The sequence below is a fragment of the Tabrizicola sp. genome, assembly GCF_030694085.1.
Classification (GTDB): Bacteria; Pseudomonadota; Alphaproteobacteria; order Rhodobacterales; family Rhodobacteraceae; genus Tabrizicola.
Map to the genome: position 1 here is coordinate 248,572 of NZ_JAUXZE010000056.1, position 19,815 is coordinate 268,386.

At 63.8% G+C, this 19,815-nt stretch carries 18 protein-coding genes; 12 read left to right on the plus strand and 6 right to left on the minus strand.

Annotated features, from left to right (window positions below):
• Positions 1 to 258 precede the first annotated feature (258 nt).
• Positions 259 to 1,623: a P-loop NTPase fold protein gene (locus tag Q8M85_RS14825; RefSeq protein ID WP_305545970.1), complete on the plus strand. Its 1,365-nt coding sequence runs from the start codon at positions 259 to 261 to the stop codon at positions 1,621 to 1,623.
• Between the two features lie 20 nt (positions 1,624 to 1,643).
• Here Q8M85_RS14825 and Q8M85_RS14830 read toward each other — a convergent pair whose 3' ends face one another.
• Positions 1,644 to 2,576, minus strand: a complete 933-nt coding sequence (locus Q8M85_RS14830; RefSeq protein WP_305545971.1) for a nucleoside hydrolase — start codon at positions 2,574 to 2,576, stop codon at positions 1,644 to 1,646.
• A gap of 122 nt (positions 2,577 to 2,698) precedes the next feature.
• Between Q8M85_RS14830 and Q8M85_RS14835 the strand changes: the two genes are divergently transcribed.
• Positions 2,699 to 3,724: an exo-alpha-sialidase gene (locus Q8M85_RS14835; protein WP_305545973.1), complete on the plus strand. Its 1,026-nt coding sequence runs from the start codon at positions 2,699 to 2,701 to the stop codon at positions 3,722 to 3,724.
• Between the two features lie 134 nt (positions 3,725 to 3,858).
• On the plus strand, positions 3,859 to 6,915 hold the full coding sequence (locus tag Q8M85_RS14840; RefSeq protein ID WP_305545974.1) for a type ISP restriction/modification enzyme: 3,057 nt from the start codon (positions 3,859 to 3,861) through the stop codon (positions 6,913 to 6,915).
• A gap of 12 nt (positions 6,916 to 6,927) precedes the next feature.
• Here Q8M85_RS14840 and Q8M85_RS14845 read toward each other — a convergent pair whose 3' ends face one another.
• From Q8M85_RS14845 to Q8M85_RS14855, 3 genes are all read right to left on the minus strand, one after another.
• Entirely contained in the window at positions 6,928 to 7,938 is a 1,011-nt protein-coding gene (locus Q8M85_RS14845) for a Fe(3+) ABC transporter substrate-binding protein (RefSeq protein ID WP_305545975.1), read from the minus strand.
• A gap of 190 nt (positions 7,939 to 8,128) precedes the next feature.
• A complete protein-coding gene (mazG, locus tag Q8M85_RS14850; RefSeq protein WP_305545977.1) occupies positions 8,129 to 8,947 on the minus strand; it encodes a nucleoside triphosphate pyrophosphohydrolase in 819 nt (272 codons plus the stop codon).
• A gap of 72 nt (positions 8,948 to 9,019) precedes the next feature.
• A complete protein-coding gene (locus Q8M85_RS14855; RefSeq protein ID WP_305545979.1) occupies positions 9,020 to 9,661 on the minus strand; it encodes an outer membrane protein in 642 nt (213 codons plus the stop codon).
• 247 nt (positions 9,662 to 9,908) lie between these two features.
• Here Q8M85_RS14855 and Q8M85_RS14860 point away from each other — a divergent pair, with 247 nt between their 5' ends.
• Positions 9,909 to 11,084, plus strand: a complete 1,176-nt coding sequence (locus Q8M85_RS14860; RefSeq protein ID WP_305545980.1) for a M20 aminoacylase family protein — start codon at positions 9,909 to 9,911, stop codon at positions 11,082 to 11,084.
• Here Q8M85_RS14860 and Q8M85_RS14865 read toward each other — a convergent pair.
• Positions 11,069 to 11,452 carry a hypothetical protein gene (locus tag Q8M85_RS14865; RefSeq protein WP_305545982.1) on the minus strand — a complete coding sequence of 128 codons (384 nt, stop codon included), beginning with the start codon at positions 11,450 to 11,452 and terminating at the stop codon, positions 11,069 to 11,071. The genes Q8M85_RS14860 and Q8M85_RS14865 overlap by 16 nt on opposite strands.
• 66 nt (positions 11,453 to 11,518) lie before the next feature.
• Here Q8M85_RS14865 and Q8M85_RS14870 point away from each other — a divergent pair, with 66 nt between their 5' ends.
• The 8 genes from Q8M85_RS14870 (at position 11,519) to Q8M85_RS14905 (ending at position 18,998) form a co-directional block, all read left to right on the plus strand.
• Positions 11,519 to 11,926 carry a DUF6636 domain-containing protein gene (locus Q8M85_RS14870; protein WP_305545984.1) on the plus strand — a complete coding sequence of 136 codons (408 nt, stop codon included), beginning with the start codon at positions 11,519 to 11,521 and terminating at the stop codon, positions 11,924 to 11,926.
• 247 nt (positions 11,927 to 12,173) lie between these two features.
• Complete coding sequence (locus Q8M85_RS14875; RefSeq protein WP_305545986.1) at positions 12,174 to 13,580, plus strand: aminotransferase; 1,407 nt, start codon at positions 12,174 to 12,176, stop codon at positions 13,578 to 13,580.
• A 102-nt stretch (positions 13,581 to 13,682) separates the two neighbouring features.
• Positions 13,683 to 14,648: an agmatinase gene (speB, locus tag Q8M85_RS14880; protein WP_305545988.1), complete on the plus strand. Its 966-nt coding sequence runs from the start codon at positions 13,683 to 13,685 to the stop codon at positions 14,646 to 14,648.
• A gap of 11 nt (positions 14,649 to 14,659) precedes the next feature.
• On the plus strand, positions 14,660 to 15,088 hold the full coding sequence (locus Q8M85_RS14885) for a DUF1499 domain-containing protein (protein ID WP_305545990.1): 429 nt from the start codon (positions 14,660 to 14,662) through the stop codon (positions 15,086 to 15,088).
• A 19-nt stretch (positions 15,089 to 15,107) separates the two neighbouring features.
• Positions 15,108 to 16,052 (plus strand): hypothetical protein, encoded by a 945-nt coding sequence (locus Q8M85_RS14890; RefSeq protein WP_305545992.1) that lies wholly within the window; start codon positions 15,108 to 15,110, stop codon positions 16,050 to 16,052.
• A gap of 39 nt (positions 16,053 to 16,091) precedes the next feature.
• Positions 16,092 to 17,147 (plus strand): peptide chain release factor 1, encoded by a 1,056-nt coding sequence (gene prfA / locus Q8M85_RS14895; RefSeq protein ID WP_305545994.1) that lies wholly within the window; start codon positions 16,092 to 16,094, stop codon positions 17,145 to 17,147.
• Positions 17,144 to 17,998 (plus strand): peptide chain release factor N(5)-glutamine methyltransferase, encoded by an 855-nt coding sequence (prmC, locus tag Q8M85_RS14900; protein WP_305545996.1) that lies wholly within the window; start codon positions 17,144 to 17,146, stop codon positions 17,996 to 17,998. The genes prfA and prmC overlap by 4 nt, the downstream gene beginning before the upstream one ends.
• A 181-nt stretch (positions 17,999 to 18,179) precedes the next feature.
• Positions 18,180 to 18,998, plus strand: coding sequence for a DUF4167 domain-containing protein (locus Q8M85_RS14905; protein ID WP_305545998.1), 819 nt, complete (start codon positions 18,180 to 18,182; stop codon positions 18,996 to 18,998).
• A gap of 171 nt (positions 18,999 to 19,169) precedes the next feature.
• On the opposite strand, the gene Q8M85_RS14910 is transcribed toward Q8M85_RS14905, so the two are convergent.
• Complete coding sequence (locus Q8M85_RS14910) at positions 19,170 to 19,715, minus strand: fasciclin domain-containing protein (RefSeq protein ID WP_305546000.1); 546 nt, start codon at positions 19,713 to 19,715, stop codon at positions 19,170 to 19,172.
• Positions 19,716 to 19,815: the final 100 nt, after the last annotated feature.

Consider the following 19,815-nt stretch of genomic DNA (forward strand, 5'->3'; position numbering starts at 1 on the left):
TAAGGGGGTAGTTAAGGGATGGTGAAGGATTGTAGGGCGGGGTTTCACCCCGCCGACTGTGTCGATCCGACCCCCTAGTCTCGGGTCCTATTGGTCGAAGTTAGTGGGGTGGAACCCCACCCAACGCTTGCTATTTCGGAGGCTTCAAAGTTCATTGAAAACTGGGTGCAGATTACACAAGCTGATGACGACACAGGGCTTGCGCGTAGGCTGACCTTAGCTATCGTTTGATAACCGCTAGATTTAATGAGGAAATTCATGAGACTCGCTCCTTCGGAAGGCGACTTTACACTTTATGAAACTGGATTTTCGACTGATCTGCTCGACAGAACCGGCTTTGGAAAATCTCTTTCTAGGATAGTCGAAGGAATCGAAGACCCATTAGTGATTGCACTCGATGGTCGTTGGGGCACTGGCAAGACCTACTTTCTCAGGAGATGGGTGGCCGAACACAGATTGTCCAATGCTGGACGTGCCTTGACGGTCTACTTTGATGCGTTTGAGAACGATTACATTGGCGATCCCCTTGTTGCGCTTGTAGCGGCCCTAACCAACCGCTTGCCGCCGGCAGACCAATCAAAGCTCGATCAAGTTAAGAAATTTGCCGTAAAGCTATTTCGGCCCGCTACGAGAATAGGCCTAGCGCTCGCAACAGCAGGGGCTTCCATTGCACTAGATGAAGTAATGGACGCGGGTGCAGAAGCATTAAGAGAAGAGGCAAAGGAGGCGCTCAACGACTTTTGGAAACGTGAATCTGGCAGGCAAATTGCTATGGTGGAGTTTCGATCTGCAATCCAAGCACTGACCAAGGGAGGTGATGTGGAGGCTGCGCTTCCTCTGGTGGTTGTAATTGATGAACTTGACCGATGCCGACCTGACTTCGCACTAGATGTCCTAGAGGTTGTTAAGCACTTCTTCACCGTCCCAGGCGTCCACTTCATTCTGGGCGTCAACTTGGACGCTTTGGCGAGTAGTGTTCGAATAAGGTACGGTTCTGAGATTGACGCGATGTTGTATCTTCAGAAATTCATCAGCTTCTCAATGGCTCTGCCGGAGCATGTTGGAAGCACAAGGGAAACCAAAGCAATCTCCAAGTACGCATCGCACTTGGGCCAGAGAATGGAGCTGCCAAAGAAGTTTGTGGGCGAAGTCCGGGAACAGCTTGAGGCGATCTCGAAGGGTATGCACATATCGATGCGCGACATCGAAAAGATCTTTGCGATGGCAGCACTTTTGCCAGATGAAGCCAAGGCCGACAATATCTTCTTGGGCTGGCGAGTCGCAACCATTACTCTCTTGATAGCGCGGGTGATAAAATCGGATCTTGCAACGAAGTTCCTAGCTGCAACGATAAGTGAGGAGGAGTTATCTGCCTTCTTTGGTGCGTCAAGAAACCTAGTAAGCGAAACTCTTGAAAATGGAGAGCGCAATCCGGAGTTCAAGCACCGGATTGCTCTCCTTTATGACACGTGGCGATTCATTGCTCGTGATGGAGTAACGGACGGTAGTGATCGTTGGCACCACCTCGCAAAGATTTTTGACGACTTTGGACGTACTTATGAAGCCAGAAAGATTCCTGAGAAAATTCAGGAAATGTGGTTGAACCAATATCGCATCGTTTGATACGTGTCCCAAACTGCGCCTCACAAACTCCCCAACCGCTCCGTCAAAAGCCGGTAGAACCCGTCCCGGTCCACGCCTCCCATGAACATCGCATTGGGCTCCCTACCGCTCACGCGCCACCAGTCGGCGACGGTCATGCCGAGGGTGAGCTCGCTCCCCGTCTCGATTTCCACGTTGATGTGGCGGCCGGTGAAGAGGGACGGCTCCAAGAGGTAGGCGATCACGCAGGGGTCGTGCAGGGGGGCGCCATCACTCCCGTATTTCGCGGTGTCGAAGCGTTCGAAGAAATCGGTCCAGGAGGCGACGGCGGTGCCTACGGGGGTGCCGAGGGCGCGCATGCCTTCGACCCACGCCCGCGAGGTCAGCGCCTTGTGGGTGACGTCGAGGGGCATCACCACCAGGGGAACGCCGGATTTGAACACGATATCAGCGGCTTCTGGGTCGACGTAGATGTTGAACTCGGCCGCGGGGGTGACGTTGCCGCCCTCAAAACAGCCGCCGCCCATCAGGACGATCTCGGCCACTTTCGGGATGATGTCGGGGGCGCGTTGGAAGGCGGTGGCGATGTTGGTCAGGGGGCCGAGGGGGCAGAGGGTGATAGTGCCGGGCGCGTGGGCGCGCAGGGTGTCGATGATGTAGTCGACGGCGTGCTGGGGTTGGAGGGGGTACGTCGGGTCGGGCAGCGGGATGCCATCGAGGCCGGTCTTGCCGTGGACGTATTCGGCGGTGACGAGCTTGCGTTTGAGGGGCGCGTCGCAGCCGGCGTAGACGGGGGTCTTCAGGCCCGAAAGCTCGACGATCTGGCGGGTGTTCTTCTGTGTGAGGGGCAAGGGCACGTTCCCGGCGACGGCGGTGAGGGCGAGGACCTCAAGTTCCGGCGAAGCGAGGGCGAGGAGGATGGCGACGGCGTCGTCCTGGCCGGGGTCGGTGTCGATGATGATCTTGCGGGACATGGGGGGCTCCTTTCGCGGGAGTAAGCGGGAAGGGGGCTAGTTTGTCCAGATGGTCAGGAAAAGGCGTGCAATGCGGGGGAAGGGGCGTAGGCTTTTCGGCGTCGAGGCAGAGGAGGCTGGCGATGGAGATACTGGTCGGGACGACGAAGGGGTTGTTCGTGCTGGAGGGGGGCCGGGTGCAGGGGCCGTTCTGCGAGGGCTGGCCGATCAACCATGCGGTCGGGCGCGGGGGCGAGATCTGGGCGGCCGGGGGCGGCAAGTGGGAAGGTGTGGGCATCTGGCGGCGCAAGGGCGGCGCGTGGAGCGTGTCGCGCGGGCCGTTCGAGGGGGCCGAGCAGATGTGGTCGGTCTGCGTCGACGGCGGGCGGCTTCTGGCGGGGTCGAAGCCGGCGTATCTGTATGAAAGCGTCGATGAGGGGGAGACCTGGCGGCGGCTGGATGCGCTGACCGATCAACCCGGAGCGGACCAGTGGCAGCCGGGGGCGGCGGGGTTGACGCTGCATACGATCCTTTCCGACGGGAAGGGTGGGGTGTGGGTGGGGATCTCGGCGGCGGGGGTGTTCGAGAGCCGGGATGGGGGCGCGAGCTGGCAGCAGCGGAACCGGCGGGGGAACCGTGCGGGGCCGGCGGGGGCCTTGCCTCGGCATTGGGATGGCGAGGAAATCCGGCGGGAGGACGAGATCTTCAGTTGCGTCCACAACCTGGCGTTCGGGGCGGCGGAGGGGCTGATCTACATGCAGAACCACCAGGGGGTGTATCGGTCCCGGGATGGCGGGCAGGTGTGGGAGGAGGTGACGGAGGGGTTGCCGTCGACGTTCGGGTTCCCGGTGGCCGCGCATCCGACAAAGCCGGGGGTGTTCTGGGTGTTTCCGCTGAACGGGGATTCGCTGGGGCGGTATCCGGTGGGGGGCCGCGCGCTGGTCTGGAAGACCGAAGACGGCGGCGAGACCTGGGCGGGGAAGGGCGCGGGGTTGCCGGAGCGGGACTGCTTCTTCACCGTGCTGCGGCAGGGGATGGCCTCGTGCGACGGGGGAGTGGCCTTCGGGACGAACTCGGGCTCGGTTTACCTCAGCCGGGACGAGGGGGAGACGTGGCAGGAGGTGGCAAAGCATCTGCCGACGGTGCTGTCGGTAGAGTTCATGGGGTAGGTGTCCACGGTGGACAAGGGGACCGCCGCAAGGGATTCCAAGGGGTTGAGCGCGGACGTTAAGGGTTTGGAAAGGTTTGATTTCGTCACTATCTCTGGTTGCGGGACCGCCAAGAGGTGTGCTTCACTGACGCGATGAGCCGTATCCAAGTCGAAAGTTACCTGTCCCGCATCGACCAGCTTCGCCGGGTGTCGGGTGCCACGAACGAAGTCATTGTCAGCCAGGCCTTCGCGCGCCTGCTGGAGGACTGGGCCACTGATCAGAAGCTGATCTTCGTCCAGCAGCACGCCTATGAAACGCCCCAAAAGACCTTCGTCCGGCCCGACGGTGTCGTCCTGCATGATATCCGCGTCCCCCTGGGCTGGTGGGAGGCGAAGGACACCTCGGACGACCTGGAGAAGGAGATCGAGAAGAAACTGCGCAAGGGCTATCCGCAGGACAACATCGTCTTCGAGAACGGCGCGACGGCGATCCTGTACCAGAACCGGCACGAGGCGTTCCGCTGCGACATGACCGACCCGGCGGCGCTGGAAAAGCTGGTCACGCTGTTCTTCGGCTATGAACGCCCCGAGATCGCCGAGTTCCGCACCGCCGTGCGCCAGTTCGGCACCGACCTGCCCGCGATCCTGGAGGGCCTGCGCGCCAAGATCGCCGAAGCCTATGCCGACAACCCGGCCTTCGGCACCCAGGCCGCCGCTTTCCTGACCCATGCCAGGCAGACGATCAACCCCGGCCTCACCGAGGAAGACGTGCGCGAGATGCTGATCCAGCACGTCCTGACCGAGGAGATCTTCACCCAGGTCTTCAACGACGGCCAGTATCACCGCGAGAACAACATCGCCCGCGAACTGACCAAGCTGGAGGACGCCTTCTTTACCGGCGCGGTCAAGCGCGACACGCTGCGGGCGATGCAGCCCTATTACCAGGCGATCAAGGCGAACGCGGCGCAGATCAGCCTACATTCCGAAAAGCAGACCTTCCTGAAACTGATCTACGAACAGTTCTACAAGGTCTACAACCCCAAGGCCGCCGACCGGCTGGGCGTGGTCTATACCCCGAACGAGATCGTGCGCTTCATGATCGAAGGCGCGGATTGGCTGTGCGAAAAGCACTTTGGCAAGACGCTGATCGAGCCGGGGGTGGAAATCCTGGACCCGGCGACAGGCACCGGGACCTTCATCTGCGAACTGATCGAGCATTTCCGGGGCCAGCCCAAGGCCCTGCACCGGAAATACAAGGAAGAATTGCACGCCAACGAGGTGGCGATCCTGCCCTATTACGTGGCCAACCTGAACATCGAGGCGACCTATGCGGCGGTGGCGGGGCAGTATGCCGAATTTCCGAACCTGTGTTTCGTGGACACGCTGGACAATGTCGCGGGCTTGGGCGTCCGCAAGGGAACCACGCCGGACCTGTTCGGGGCGCTGTCGGACGAGAATGTCGCGCGGGTGAAGCGGCAGAACATGCGCAAGATTTCCGTGGTGATTGGCAACCCGCCCTACAATGCCTGGCAGGAAAATTTCAACCAGCGCAACGCGAACCGCAGTTACAAGAAGATCGACCAGCGGATCAAGGAAACCTATATCCTGAAAGGGTCGGCGCAGAACCAGAACAGCGTCTACGACATGTATACCCGCTTCTTCCGCTGGTCGGCGGACCGGGTGCATGATGACGGGATCATCGCCTTCATCGTGGGCCGCAAGCCGGTGGCGAAAGGCGCCTATGACGGCTTCCGCCGCGATCTGGCCGACGAGTTCAACGAGGTCTACGTCGTGGACCTTGGCGGCGATGCCATCGACAATCCCAAGCTGTCGGGAACCAGGCACAACGTCTTTGGCAACCGCTCGGGGGTGGCGATCTACTTTCTGGTCAAGAAGCACCGCGCGCAGGGCTGCAAGGTGTTCTACGCGCGCCGCGATGAATACGACACGAAGCAGGACAAGCTTTCGTGGCTGGGGTCAACCCCGATGGCGCAGGTGAAGTTCGACCGGATCACGCCAGACAAGAAGGGCAACTGGTTGGGGCAGACGGAGAACGACTGGGAGGAGTTGCTTCCTCTTGTTAGCAAAGACGTTAAGGCCGGGAAACGTGGCGCAGAGAAGGGGGCGATTTTCAAACTTTTCTCTCGGGGGCTAGGAAGCTACCGGGACGAGTGGGTCTATGATTCCAACCGCACAGGCTTGGAAGCCAAGATGCGCTATATGGTCGAGACCTATGAGGCGACGCGGGCGGACCCGGAGTTTACTGATCGGAATACGATAAAGTGGGACGCCGAGTTGGACCGCTATGCCAAGTCCAACATAAAGAAGCAATTTGATCCGACGCTGATCCGACGCGCCGAGTTCCGACCGTTTTCAACGCTCTGGCTTTACCTTGACCAACACTTCAACGGACGCACCTACCAGCTTCCAGTGATGTTCCCGCCGGGTGCCGAGAATCCGGCGATCAGCTTCAGTGACCCTTCCGCTCAGAAACCCTGGATGACGATTTCAACGAGCGGCGTGCCGGACCTGCACCTTGTCGGTCCAGCTGCTGCCGCGATGGTCGCCTCCCGCTACCGCTTCACCCCCACCGGCGAGCGGGTGGACAACATCACCGATTGGGCTCTGAAGACCTTCACCGACCGCTACGGCAAGAGTGCCGGGGTCAGCCGCGATACGATCTTTGCCTATGTCTATGCCGCCCTGCACGACCCCCTGTGGCGCGAAACCTATGCGATCAACCTGAAACGCGAGTTCCCGCGCATCCCGCTCCATCCGCAGTTCGGGCTTTGGGCCGGGTGGGGGCAACGCTTGCTTGACCTGCACATCGGCTATGAGGGCGTGGCGCCCTGGCCGCTGACCCGGCGCGACGTGGAGGATGCAAAGTCCAGGGCGGCGGGGGTCAGCCCGCGCGTGATCCTGAAGTCGGACCCCGGCGCGGGCGTTGTCATGCTGGACAGCGAGACGACCCTGGCCGGGATACCGACCAGGGCCTGGGACTATCGGCTGGGCAACCGCAGTGCGATCGACTGGGTGCTGGACCAGCACAAGGAGAAGACGCCGAAGGACCCGACGATCCGTTTGAGGTTCAACACCTACCGCTTTGCCGACCACAAGGACCGGGTGGCGGACCTGCTGACCCGGGTGGTCCGGGTCAGCATCGAGACGCTGGAGATCGTCGACGAGATCGCAACGGCGCGGCGGGGTTAGCCCCCGACAGCGTCAGCCGTCAAAGTCCACCGTCTCCATGATCTTCACTGCGGCGGGGCGCTGTGCGGCGATGTCGGCCAGGGGGGTGGTGTCCGCCGTGAACTCACCCCAGGACGCGACCAGGGCCGACCGTTCGACGCCGGGTTTCACCGGGTATTCGTGGTTCGTCTCGGCATAGATCTTCTGGGCGGCGTCGCCCGAGAGCCACTCCATGAACTTGAGCGCGTTGTCGCGGTTCGGGGCGGATTTGGTCATCGCGACGCCCGAGATGTTCAGGTGGGTGCCGCCTGCCGAGCCCGCATCTTCAAAGGTCGGGAAGACGATGGTGACGCTTTCGGCGGCCGGGACCTGTTCGGGGTCGGCAAGCATCTGGCCCATGTAGTAGGTGTTGCCGATGGCGATGTCACATTCGCCGGCCGCGATGGCCTTGACCTGGTCACGGTCGCCGCCGTCGGGTTTGCGGGCGAGGTTGGCCTTCAGGCCCTGGGCCCAGGTGGTCGCATAGGCCTCGTCATGATGGGCGATGATCGCGCCAAGAAGGGCGACGTTGTAGTCGTGCAGGCCCGAGCGCGAGCAGATCCGGCCCTTCCATTTGTCCGAGGCGAGGTCCTCGTAGGTGGTGACTTCGCCTGGTGCGACCCGGTCCTTCGAGGCATAGACGATGCGGGCGCGGGCTGTGAGGCCGAACCACAGGTCGGTCGGGTCGCGGAATTCGGCCGGGATGTTGGCCTCCAGGACGTCGGACTGCACGGGCTGGACCACGTCGGCCTCGACGATCTGCATCAGGCGGGCGATGTCCACGGTGAGGACAAGGTCGGCGGGGGAGCGGTTGCCTTCGGCCACCAGGCGCTCGGCCATGCCCTTGTCGACGAAGGCCACGTTGACGGCGATCCCGGTCTCGGCGGTGAAGGCGTCGACGAGGGGCTGGATCAGTTCCGGCTGACGGTGGGAATAGACGTTGATCTCCTGGGCCAGCGCCGGGACGGAGCAGGCGAGGAGGGCGAGGGTCGAGAGGCGGAACATGGTTGAGTCCTTTTGTCAGGTTTATGCAGCGGGTTTAATCGGGTTCCGAACGACCCGTCAAGAGCCTGAGTGAAAGAGTCGGCTTTTTATCGCTGCGGCAGCCACCGGCCGATTGCGTGCCTTAAACCGTGCTTGCGCCACGGGTCGGGCGGGGGCCTCCGGCGGGGATATTTCGACAAAGATGAATGGCTTAGGGACGGCGCTTGTCTTCGGCCCGGGCGCGGTTCCACAGGGCGTCCATTTCGGCGAGGTCGCTGTCGGCGGGGGTACGACCGGATTCGGCCAGCCAGTCTTCGATCCGGGAAAAGCGGCGGGTGAACTTCTGGTTGGCGGCACGCAAGGCGGCCTCGGGGTCGACCTTCAGATGGCGGGCGAGGTTGGCCATGACGAAGAGGAGATCGCCGATTTCCTCGGTCAGGGCGTCATGGGTGAGGGTGTCGCGCGCTTCGACCACTTCGCGGGCTTCCTCGACCAGCTTGTCGAGGACCTGGTCGGTCGAGGGCCAGTCAAAGCCCACACGGGCGGCGCGGTTCTGGAGTTTCAGGGCGCGGGTCAGGGCGGGAAGGGACGCGGCGATGCCGTCGAGGAGTCTTGCCGCCCCCCTTTCGGCCGCCTTCTGCGCCTCCCAGTCCTGCGTTTGCTGCTCTGCCGTCTGGTCGCGGCTTTCGGTCCCGAAGACATGCGGGTGGCGGGCGATCATCTTGTCGGAGATGGCGGTGACGACATCGGCGAAGCTGAAAAACCCCGCCTCTGACGCCATTTGCGAATGGTAGACGGCCTGGAAAAGGAGGTCGCCAAGCTCGCCCTTCAACTCGCCCCAGGCCTGGCGGTCGATGGCATCGGCGACTTCGCAGGCCTCTTCGAGAGTGTAGGGGGCGATGGTGGCGAAGGTCTGCTCGATGTCCCAGGGGCAGCCGGTGGCCGGGTCACGCAGGGCGGCCATGATGGCGAGGAGGCGGTCGATACCCGAGTCTGGGCCGGTGGGGGGGAGGTCGGTCGGAAGGGGCATGGGGCCTCGCGCTTGGATGCGACGCCAGAGTAGGGTGAGCGCGGCGGCGATGGTAGCCCCCGCGCGGCAGGGTCAGAAGGACAGGCCGACGCGCAGGGACAGCGTGTTCATGTCGAAGTCGACATCGCTAGCCGTTGGATTTGGGCGGTCACCCTGCATCCTCCGCGCGAGATACTCGACTCCGATGCTCACGCGCTCGGTTGCGGCGTAGTCGAGGCCCAAGCCGTACGAAGCTCCTTTAGGCGAATAGGATGCGGAAACTGCCGGGAGGGACGACCCGAACTCGCCAGTGCTGTAGCCAAGGATCCCGTGGACCTCCAGCCTGTTCCACGCGTAGCCCAGACGACCCTTGAGATCGGTGGTTGTCTCCATCTGAAAGATTGGGGCGCCCACAAAATTCACATCATTGTAGGTCAGGCGTGCCAGTTCGGCTCCGTAGACCAGGTTCCCGCTTTGGAACAGATAGCCAAGATGAAAACCGGCGACTGAGCCGCTGTTGAAGTCGAACACTGCTCCCGTGGTTGTAGCGGTGGCCTGCGAACCCCTGCTCTTGCCATAGCCGAGACCAATATAGGCCCCCGACCAGTCATGCACAGCAAGGGGAGCGAATTCAGCGGCGGGAGCCGGGTCCGTCTCGACGGCAAGTGGACCGCCAGCATGCGATGCTGCGGCGGAACCGATGACTGCCGTAAGAGCAAGGCTGGCGATTTTCATTTCTGCGCTCCTCGGGGTGTATTCCCAATTCAAGGTATCTGAAGTCAGAACCAGGACGATCGGCTTTTGGAAGGTACAGACCGGCGAGGTGCAAAAATGCATCACCAAGACGTCTGCTGCAAGGTTGGCCGGTCAGGCACTCGTGACCCGGTGCGACGGCTTCTGCAATTGCGGTGGCGTGAATTTTCCGATTTGATCAAAGGTCTTTCAACCACGCCTGCTAGGCACGCCTGCTAGGATCGTCGACATGCCCGTTCTGAACCGTATCGCTTCATATGCCGAGGAAATGAAGGGGTGGCGGCGGCATCTGCACATGCATCCAGAGCTGGCCTTCGACTGCCACGAGACCGCAGCCTGGATCGTGGAGCGCCTGCGCGAGATCGGGGTGGATGAGATCCACGAAGGGATCGCGCAATCCGGGGTCGTGGCGCTGATCAAGGGGCGCGGGGCCACTTCTGCTGGTGGCCCGGTGATCGGGCTGCGTGCGGATATGGATGCGCTGCCGATCGACGAGCAGACCGGCGTGGCCTATGCCAGCACGGTGCCGGGCAAGATGCATGCCTGCGGCCATGACGGGCATGTGACGATGCTGCTGGGCGCGGCGAAGTACCTGGCGGAAACGCGGAACTTCGCCGGCACGGTGGCGCTGATCTTCCAGCCGGCCGAAGAAGATGGCGGCGGCGGACAGGTCATGGTGCAGGAAGGCATCATGGACCGCTTCGGTATCGGGCAGGTCTACGGCATCCACAACGCTCCGAACGTGCCTTTCGGGCAGTTCCATACGACGCCCGGGCCGCTGATGGCATCCGTGGATACCGCCGTCGTGAAGATCACCGGCAAGGGCGGGCACGGGGCCACGCCGCATGATTGCGTCGATCCCGTGGTGGCGATCGTCGGCATGGTGCAAGCGGTGCAGACGATCATCCCGAGGAACGTCTACGCGCTGGACGAGGCGGTGCTGTCGGTCACGATGATCCATACCGGCACTGCCAGCAATATCATCCCGAAGGAGGGGTTCTTTGCGGCCACGATCCGCTGCTTCAAACCGGATGTGCGGGCGCTGTTGAAGAAGCGGTTCCACGAGATCGTCGAGGGCCATGCCGCGGCCTATGGGGTGAACGCCGAGATCAACTATGACTGGGGCTATCCTGCCACGATCAACCACGAGGACGAGGCGGATTTCGCGGCCGAAGTGGCCCGCGAAGTGGCTGGGGCCGATGCGGTGGAGGCACGGACCGACCGCAAGATGGGGTCGGAGGATTTCAGCTACATGCTGGAGGCGCGACCGGGAGCCTACCTGTTCCTTGGCACCGGGCCGGGGGCGGGGCTGCATCATCCGGCCTATGATTTCAACGACGAGGCGGCTCCGGTCGGGGCCAGCTTCTTTGCGCGGCTGGTCGAGCGGGCTCAGCCCCTGACCTGACGGACGAGCGGGATCAGGGCAAAGCCGATCTGTCCGGCAAGGCCAAGCGCCCCGGCGGGCGTCGTCATCGCGGCGAGAAACTGCGCGGGGGTCTGGCCGAATGCCAGAGCGGTGGCGAGTTCCAGCAGCATCAGAAGCGCGAAGGACAAGAGCGCCAGAGCGATGCGCTTTTCCAGGAGCGGCCAGCGAGAGAGCACCCGACCCGCGACGATCCAGGACAGGGCCAGCACGGCAGGCACCTCCAGCGCCACGGCAAGGACGGGGCCGAGGGCGGGGGCCACGAAGGTCACCCTCAGCGCGCCAAGGACGAAGGCCACGGCGAAGACCGGGATCACGTAGGCAAGTCCGGCCTTGACGAGTGTCGACATCTGCGCGCCTTCTGAAGCCGGTCTCCGGGGGCCGCCGGGTCCCTTTTCGCATGAAAGGCGTTCGATTTGAAGCTGCCCGTCGTTCTTGTCGCCGGGGTCCTGGCGAGCCCTGGCCTTGCCGATGAATACATCGGTTTCCAGTCTCCGACCGGAAATATCCACTGCGCGATCTATGCCTTTGACGGCAGTGCCGAGGCGCGCTGTGATCTGCGGGATTATGTGCCAAGCTATACCAAGCGCCCGGCGGGCTGCGATCTGGACTGGGGCATGGCCTTTGCGGTGGGTGCCGCGGGCCAGGGCGTGCTGGCTTGCGTCGGCGACACGGTGCAGGAGCCCGGCAATGCCGTGCTGCCTTATGGCGAGGCGGTGAGCCTGGGCGGGATCTCTTGCGTGTCGGCCAAGACCGGGATGACCTGCACCAATGCCGAGGGGCACGGGTTCAGTGTGGCGAAGGCGAAGCAGAAGCTGTTCTGACGTGGGCGCGCACCCGGCCCCGGCGGCGGACGCTCCGCGGGGGATATTTGGGCAAAGATGAAATCGCGAATCGTGTGAGGCGGCGGGCGGCGACGGCCCTGGTCCTAATGGGGGAGAGATCAACCTTTGGACACCATATCTGGGCGACCCCCAACCTTTGGAACAAGGCGGGGGCTGGTCGGGTTTTGATCAAAATGCTAGTCTGGCGTTGTTATCCATTTGTGTCATTCATCCAAGGAGACCCGACATGACCGCCCCCCTGGCCCTGGCAAGGCCCACCCCGAACTCGATTTGGGAGATGGACCGGAGCCACGCTCTGCACCCCTGGACGAACTTTGGCCCCTTCGAACGCGACGGGTCCCTGGTGATCGCGCGGGGGGAGGGCTGTTACCTCTGGGATGCGGAGGGGCGGCGCTATCTGGATGCCGTGGGCGGCATGTGGTGCACCAACGTGGGGCTGGGCCGCAAGGAGATGGCGCAGGCGATTGCAAGCCAGGTGGAGCGGCTGGCGTTCTCGAACAGCTTCGTGGACGTCACGAACGAGCCTTCGGCGCGGCTGTCGGCGAAGCTTGCCGCGTTGGCTCCGGGCGATCTGAACCGGGTGCATCTGACGACCGGCGGGTCCACGGCGGTGGATACGGCGGTTCGGATGGTCTGGTACTGGCAGACCTGCATGGGGCGTCCTGAAAAGACTGACATCGTGGCGCGGGATCATTCGTATCACGGGTCCACCTACCTGTCGCAGTCCGTGGGCAAGCGCCCGGGCGACCGGGTCGAGGAGTTCCGCTACAAGCACGACGGAATCCACCATCTGACCGCGCCGAACCCTTATCGCCGCCCCGAGGGGATGAGCGAAGACCAGTTCTGTGACTGGCTGGTGTCGGAATTCGAGGCGCTGATCGACCGCGTGGGCGCGGACCGGATCGGCGGGTTCATCGCCGAGCCGATCCAGGCATCGGGCGGAGTGATCGTGCCTCCGCCCGGCTATCTGCGCCGGATGTGGGAGGTCTGCCAGCGTCACGACATCCTGTTCATTGCCGACGAGGTGGTGACGGCCTTCGGGCGGCTGGGCCACTGGTTCGCCAGTGAGGCGGAGTTCGGCGTGGTGCCGGACATGATCACCTGCGCCAAGGGCCTGACCTCGGGCTACCTGCCCTTGGGCGCGCTGATCTTCAGCGACCGGATCTGGGAGGGGATGGCGGCAAAAGGTGAGCGTTGGTTCACGTCCGGTTTCACCTACTCCGGGCATCCGGTGTCCTGTGCTGCGGCGCTGACGTCGATCGAGATCATCGAGCGCGAGGGGTTGCTGGAAAACGCCGCCACCGTGGGGGACTATTTCCTGGACCGACTGCAGGGTCTGGAGGCGCTGCCATTGGTGGGTCAGGTGCGGGGGCGGCGGCTGATGGTCTGCGTGGAGAATGTGGCGTCGAAGCTGACGAAGGAGCCGCTGCCGGACGGCGTGAATGAAAGCAAGCGCATCTCGGACGCGGCCGAGGCGATGGGGTTGATGGTGCGCCCCATCGGGCATCTGAACGTCATGTCGCCGCCGCTGACGATCACGGAGGACCAGGTGGATTTCGTGGCCGAGACGCTTGAGAAGGCCATCCGCAAGGTCACGGATGAACTGGTGCGGGAAGGCCATCGGATCGGGTGATTTGATCAAACCCTTGACAAGCGGGCGGGGCAGGGGTTTTCTGCCCTTCCCGGATCCGCGCGTCTCCGCTGAACGACTGCGCCGAAAAGACCCGAGACCATCATGGCACTTGAAGACGCGAAGACGCAGGTAGACACTGCGTTCACCCGGAATTCGCACCGGGGCTATTCCTTTGAAAACGCCTTTGGCGGCGCGACCAGTTTCCTGCGCCGGACCTGGACCAAGGACCTGACCGGGGTGGACCTTGCCATCACCGGGGTTCCCTTCGACCAGGCGGTCAGCCACCGCAGCGGGACCCGCTTTGGCCCCCGCGCGATCCGCGAGGCCTCGGCGCTGATGCCCTATGACCCACCGCCGGGCTGGGGTACAGACCCGCTGGAGGATCTGAGCATCGTCGACTACGGCGATGTGGCCTTTGACTATGCCAACGTGCCGGAATTCCCGGAAACCCTGACCAACCACATCCGCACCATCCTTGCGGCAGGTGCCGGGACGGTGACGCTGGGTGGCGACCATTACATCACCTGGCCGATCCTGAAGGCCTATGCCGAGAAGTTCGGGCCATTGGGTGTGATCCATTTCGACGCCCATTCCGACCTCTGGCCCGACGACAACCCGGCGCGGATCGACCACGGGACGATGCTTTACAAGGCGGTCAAAGCGGGCGCGGTGGACCCGAAACGGTCAGTCCAGATCGGTATCCGCACGACGACCGAGGACTATCTGGGGGTCAATGTCATAACCGCGCGCGAGGCGCATGAATGGGGTGTGGCAAAGGTGGTCGAGACGGTGAAAGGGATCGTGGGGGACAAGCCCACCTACCTGACCTTCGACATCGACGCGCTGGACCCGGCCTTTGCGCCGGGCACCGGCACGCCGGTCTGGGGCGGGCTGGCCAGTTGGCAGGTGGCCGCGATGCTGCGGGACCTGGCGGGGATCAACCTGGTCGGCGGCGATGTGGTCGAGGTCTCGCCCCCCTACGACACCACCGGGGCCACGGCGATTGCCGGGGCGCATGTGGCCTATGAGCTGATCTGCCTTTACCACTGGGCACGGACACAAGGATGAGGAGAGGGCGCATGGCGGTCTGGCTGCTGTGGGGACTGCTGGCGGCGGTCCTTGTCTTTGCGGTTTGCGTCCGCCTTGCGCCTTCCGACCCGGCACGCTGGCATGTCGCGCCTGCAGCCGAAGGTCCTTCCGGCACGGTCTCGGCGGGCGAGGGCTGGGCAAGCCTGCGACTGGAGGCCGGGGACGCGCGCGCATTGTTGGCACGGCTGGATGCGATTGCCATTGCCAGCCCCCGCACGACCCGGCTGGCGGGCAGCGTCGAGGCGGGGCGGATCACCTGGATCACGCGAAGTGCGCTGTGGGGGTTTCCCGATTACACCACGGCCGAGGCGCGGGCGGACGGGCTTTACCTCTATGCCCGCCTGCGTTTTGGCCGGGGGGACATGGGGGTAAATGCGACGCGGCTGCGGGACTGGCAGGCGGCTCTGACCGGGGGGTGAGACCGATCCACAGCCTTGCGTGGGCCATGACCTCGTGCGAATAGGCGGTGAACCCGCGTCTTTTTCTGGTCGAGTGCTACGCATGCGTGATCCCAAATCTGCCTGGCAATGCGTACTCATCGCCTGGGGGGACCGTTATCCGGTGTCCGAGATCAATCGGCTGGTCGCGTCTGTCCGATCGCAGTCGAAAGGTCCCGCGCGGTTCGTTCTTCTGTCCGACCGTGAACGTCCCGGGCTGGACCCAGGGGTCGAGCTGCGCGACATTCCGGCCTGGTTCCTGGTCCCTGATTTGCGCGGTCCTGGCTGCCAAGCAAAGTTGTGTCTTTTCGAGCCGGGGGTGGTTCCCGCCGATATGCCAGCGATCTACATCGATCTCGACACCATCGTTTTCGGCGACCTGTCCCGCCTTGTGCAGTTGATGGAAAGCCCGCAGACCATTGCCATTCTGCAAAGCGCCATTCTGCCGTTCGGAGCTTTTGCGCGCTGGCTTTACCGGGTGACGGATAAACGACGCTATGCAAGGGGCAACTCCTCGGTCGTCGTCTACCATCCCGCCCATGCGACTTACATTGCCAAACGATTTCGGGAGTTGGTGGCGCAGCACGGCATCGCGGCCTTCCGTCCGCTCTGGGCTGATGAGCGATTCATCTCCTGGGTGGCCCAGCCGGTCATGCGGGCGGTACCCGGGACACTAGTGGTGAAATTTCCCACCGAGTACATGCAGCCCTGGCGCTGGCTGGTGCATCTGCGGGCGCGTCTGCCTTGGATCCGGCGTCGGCGTGATGGTCTGATTGCAGTGACCTTCCCCGGCGTCAAACTTAAGGGCGAAGACCTGGCCGCCTTGCCGGAAGGGGCAGTCGTTACCGACCGAAAGGGACGCCGGTTGTTCTGGACAGATCGTGCGCTTGGATCGTTGCGTCGCAAGATCATCGACTTCTACGGAACCTCGTCCGCACCGCAGTGAACCCTTGACCCTTCCGGGACTGCCTGCCAAACCCCCGGCATGGTTCCGTTGGACAAGCTTGCCCAGATTACCGAACGCTTCGAGTATCTCGAAGCGCAACTCAATGCCGGGGCCGCCCCGGCCGAGATCGCGCGGATCAGCCGGGAATATACCGAACTGAAACCCGTCGTCGACGAGATCCGCGTCTATCGCCGGTCGCTGGACGATCTGGCCGAGGCCGAGGCCATGCTGGCCGACCCCGAGATGAAGGCGCTGGCCGAGGAGGAACTCCCCCGGCTGAAGGCGCGCATCCCCGAGATGGAACAGGCGCTGCGGCTGGCGCTTCTGCCGAAGGACGCGGCCGATGCACGACCCGCGATCATCGAGATCCGGCCGGGGACGGGGGGCGACGAGGCGGCGCTGTTCGCAGGCGACCTCGCGCGGATGTACCAGCGGCACGCGGAAAAGATGGGCTGGCGCTGGGAAGTGCTGGAGGAGCAGGCCAGCGATCTGGGCGGTCTGAAGGAACTGGTCGCGCTGGTCTCGGGCGAGGGGGTCTATTCGCGGCTGAAGTATGAAAGTGGCGTCCACCGGGTGCAGCGCGTGCCCGAGACCGAGGCGCAGGGGCGCATCCATACCTCGGCGGCGACTGTGGCCGTCCTGCCCGAGGCGGACGAGGTCGAGATCGACATTCCCGCCAGCGACATCAGGATCGACACGATGCGGTCCTCGGGTGCGGGCGGGCAGCACGTGAACACGACAGACTCGGCGGTGCGGATCACGCATATTCCGTCCGGGATCGTCGTCACGTCGTCAGAGAAATCACAGCACCGCAACAAGGAAATCGCGATGCAGGTTCTGCGGTCCAGGCTATACGAGGCGGAACGGGAACGCATCCATTCGGCGCGGGCGGCGGACCGGAAGTCCCAGGTCGGCAGCGGTGATCGCAGCGAACGCATCCGCACCTACAACTTTCCGCAGGGCCGGATGACCGACCACCGGATCAACCTGACGCTTTACGCCCTGCCGCAGATCATGGCGGGCGAGTTGACCGAGGTGATCGACGCACTGGTCTCGCACGACCAGGCGGAACGGCTGGCGGAGATCGAGGGATGAAGGCTCAGGATGCTCTGCGCCGGGCGGTCCCGCTGCTGCGCGAAGCGGGGATCGAGGATGGCTCGCGCGATGCCCGGGTGCTGCTGGCGCATGCGCTTGGGATCGCGCATGACCGGCTGACGCTGAAGTTGCAGGACGACATGACCGAGCCGCAGGAGGCGCTGTATGACGCGGCGCTGCAGGCCCGGATGGCGCGGCAGCCGGTGGCGCAGATCACCGGGCGGCGGCTGTTCTGGGGTCAGTCGTTCCGGGTGACGCGCGACACGCTGGACCCGCGGCCCGAGACGGAAACCCTGGTTGCCGAGGCGCTGAAGGTGCCGTTCCTTAAACTGCTCGATCTTGGAACGGGGACCGGCTGCATCCTTTTGTCCTGTCTCAAGGCGATGCCGCTTGCGCGGGGCCTGGGGACGGACATTTCGGACCCGGCGTTGCAGGTGGCGATGGGCAACACCCGCGACCTGGGGCTGGAGGCGCGGGCGCGGTTCCGCAAGTCGGACTGGTTTGCCAGCGTGACCGGCACCTTCGATCTGATCGTCTCGAACCCGCCCTACATCGCCGCCGCCGAGATGTCGACGCTGGCCCCCGAAGTGCGCGACTGGGAGCCGGACCTCGCGCTGACCCCAGGGGGTGACGGGCTGGACGCCTACCGCGCCATCGCGCAGGGGGCGGGGGCACGGTTGATGCCGGGCGGGCGGCTTCTGGTCGAGATCGGACCGACGCAAGGCGCTGACGTGGCGGCGATGTTCCAGGCGGCGGGGCTTGAGGACATCCGCATCCTGCCCGACATGGACGGGCGCGACCGCGTGGTAGCCGCCGTCAAACCCGGTGGAGATCGTTGCGGCGCGGCCTGATGCCGGCCGATTCACGGGCATTTCAGCAATTATCCCTTGTCAGGTCGCAATGCCTGTGTTTATTGACCCATGTCAGCCGCGGGTTCCCACCTGCCGATGACGCACTGCCCAGGCCCTGCTGACCCAAATCTGCTGCCCATGAGGGGCGGCGGTCGCAGGCCAAAGCCATCAAAAGGACCAGATGCGCTCCTCCAAGAAACGCTCGCGTTCCAGCCAGAACCGCCCGCGCACGCTCGGCAACATCATCAACCGCGTCTTCGATTCCTCGGGACCCGAGGGCAAGGTGCGTGGCACGCCGCAGCAGATCATCGAGAAATATCAGATGCTGGCGCGCGATGCCCAGTTGTCGAACGACCGCGTGGCGGCCGAGAACTTTCTGCAGCACGCCGAGCACTACACGCGGATGCTGGCCGAAGCGATGAAGGAAATGGCGGCCGAGCAGGAAGCGCGGCAGCAGCAGTTCCAGCAAAGCGGCGGGCAACAGGGCGGGGGTCAGCCGGGCCAGCAATACGGGGGCAGTCAAAACGGGGGCGGCCAGAACGGTGGTGGCCAGAACGGCGGCAGTCAGAACGGCGGCGGCGGGCAGCAGCAACCGCGCGGCGACCGGCCCGAGGGGCAGCGCGACCGGGACCGCGGCGACCGGCCTGACCGGGAGCGTCAGGATCGGGGAGAGCGTCAGGATCGCGGCGAACGCCAGGACCGGGGCGAGCGTCAGGATCGGGGCGAGCGTCGGCAGGACTTCAACCGCGACTTCCGCGATGAGCGCAGCCTTCCGTCCGAGGAAACTGCCATGGCGACGGATGTGATCGACCTGCACGGTAGCGACGACAGCGGGCTGATTGAGACGCCAGAATCCTCGGGTCGGCGGGTTGAGCAGGAGGCTGCCGCCGCAGCCCATGAGACCGCGCCGAAAGAAGGACCAGCCCGCCGCGCGCGCGGGCCGCGCAAGCCCAAGGCCGACAAGCCCGATGGCGAGCCGCCGAAGGAAGCAGCAGAGTAGGATCGGGCCGCCTTCGGGCGGCCTTTTCGTTGGTGCCGAACGAAAGAAGGTCCCCGGACTTGCGCCCGAAGACCCACCGGGGCCGAAAGCTGGAAGAAGGGGACATGACCTGGCCCCCGGCCCCGGACCGGACGCGCGGGATGAGTGACCATCCGCGGCCCGATAGCAGGATCACATGGCCGGCAAGAGGACCGTGTCGATCACATGGATCACGCCGTTCGACTGCTTGACGTCGGCGATGGTGACGTTGGCCACGTTGCCCTGGCCGTCCTTGATCATGATCTTGTCGCCTTCGTACATCGCGGTGAACTCGCAGCCGCCGACGGTCTTGACGGGATGGGCGCCCTTGTCGTCATCGACCATCTTCATGATCGCATCCGACATCGCATCGGCAGCGACGACGTGGCAGGTCAGGATCTTCACCAGCTGATCCTTGTTCTCGGGCTTCAGCAGCGTCTCGACCGTCCCTGCCGGCAGTTTGGCAAAGGCGTCATTGGTCGGCGCGAAGACGGTGAAGGGACCTTCGCCCTGCAGCGTCTCGACCAGACCCGCGGCCTGCACCGCGGCGACAAGGGTGGTGTGGTCCTTGGAGTTGACCGCGTTCTCGACGATGTTCTTGTCTTCATACATCGCAGCGCCGCCAACCATCGGGTTTTCCGCCAGCGCCATGCCAGTCGACAGGGCCAGGATCGCGGTGGCAATTTTCAGGGATTTCATCGGGTCGTTCCTCCGGTTTCGGGCGGGGTCATTCCCACCTCACACCTGAAGGAACGGATCGATTTTGCCGAAGTTTCGCGCGCCCACCTGGCTCGCGTTT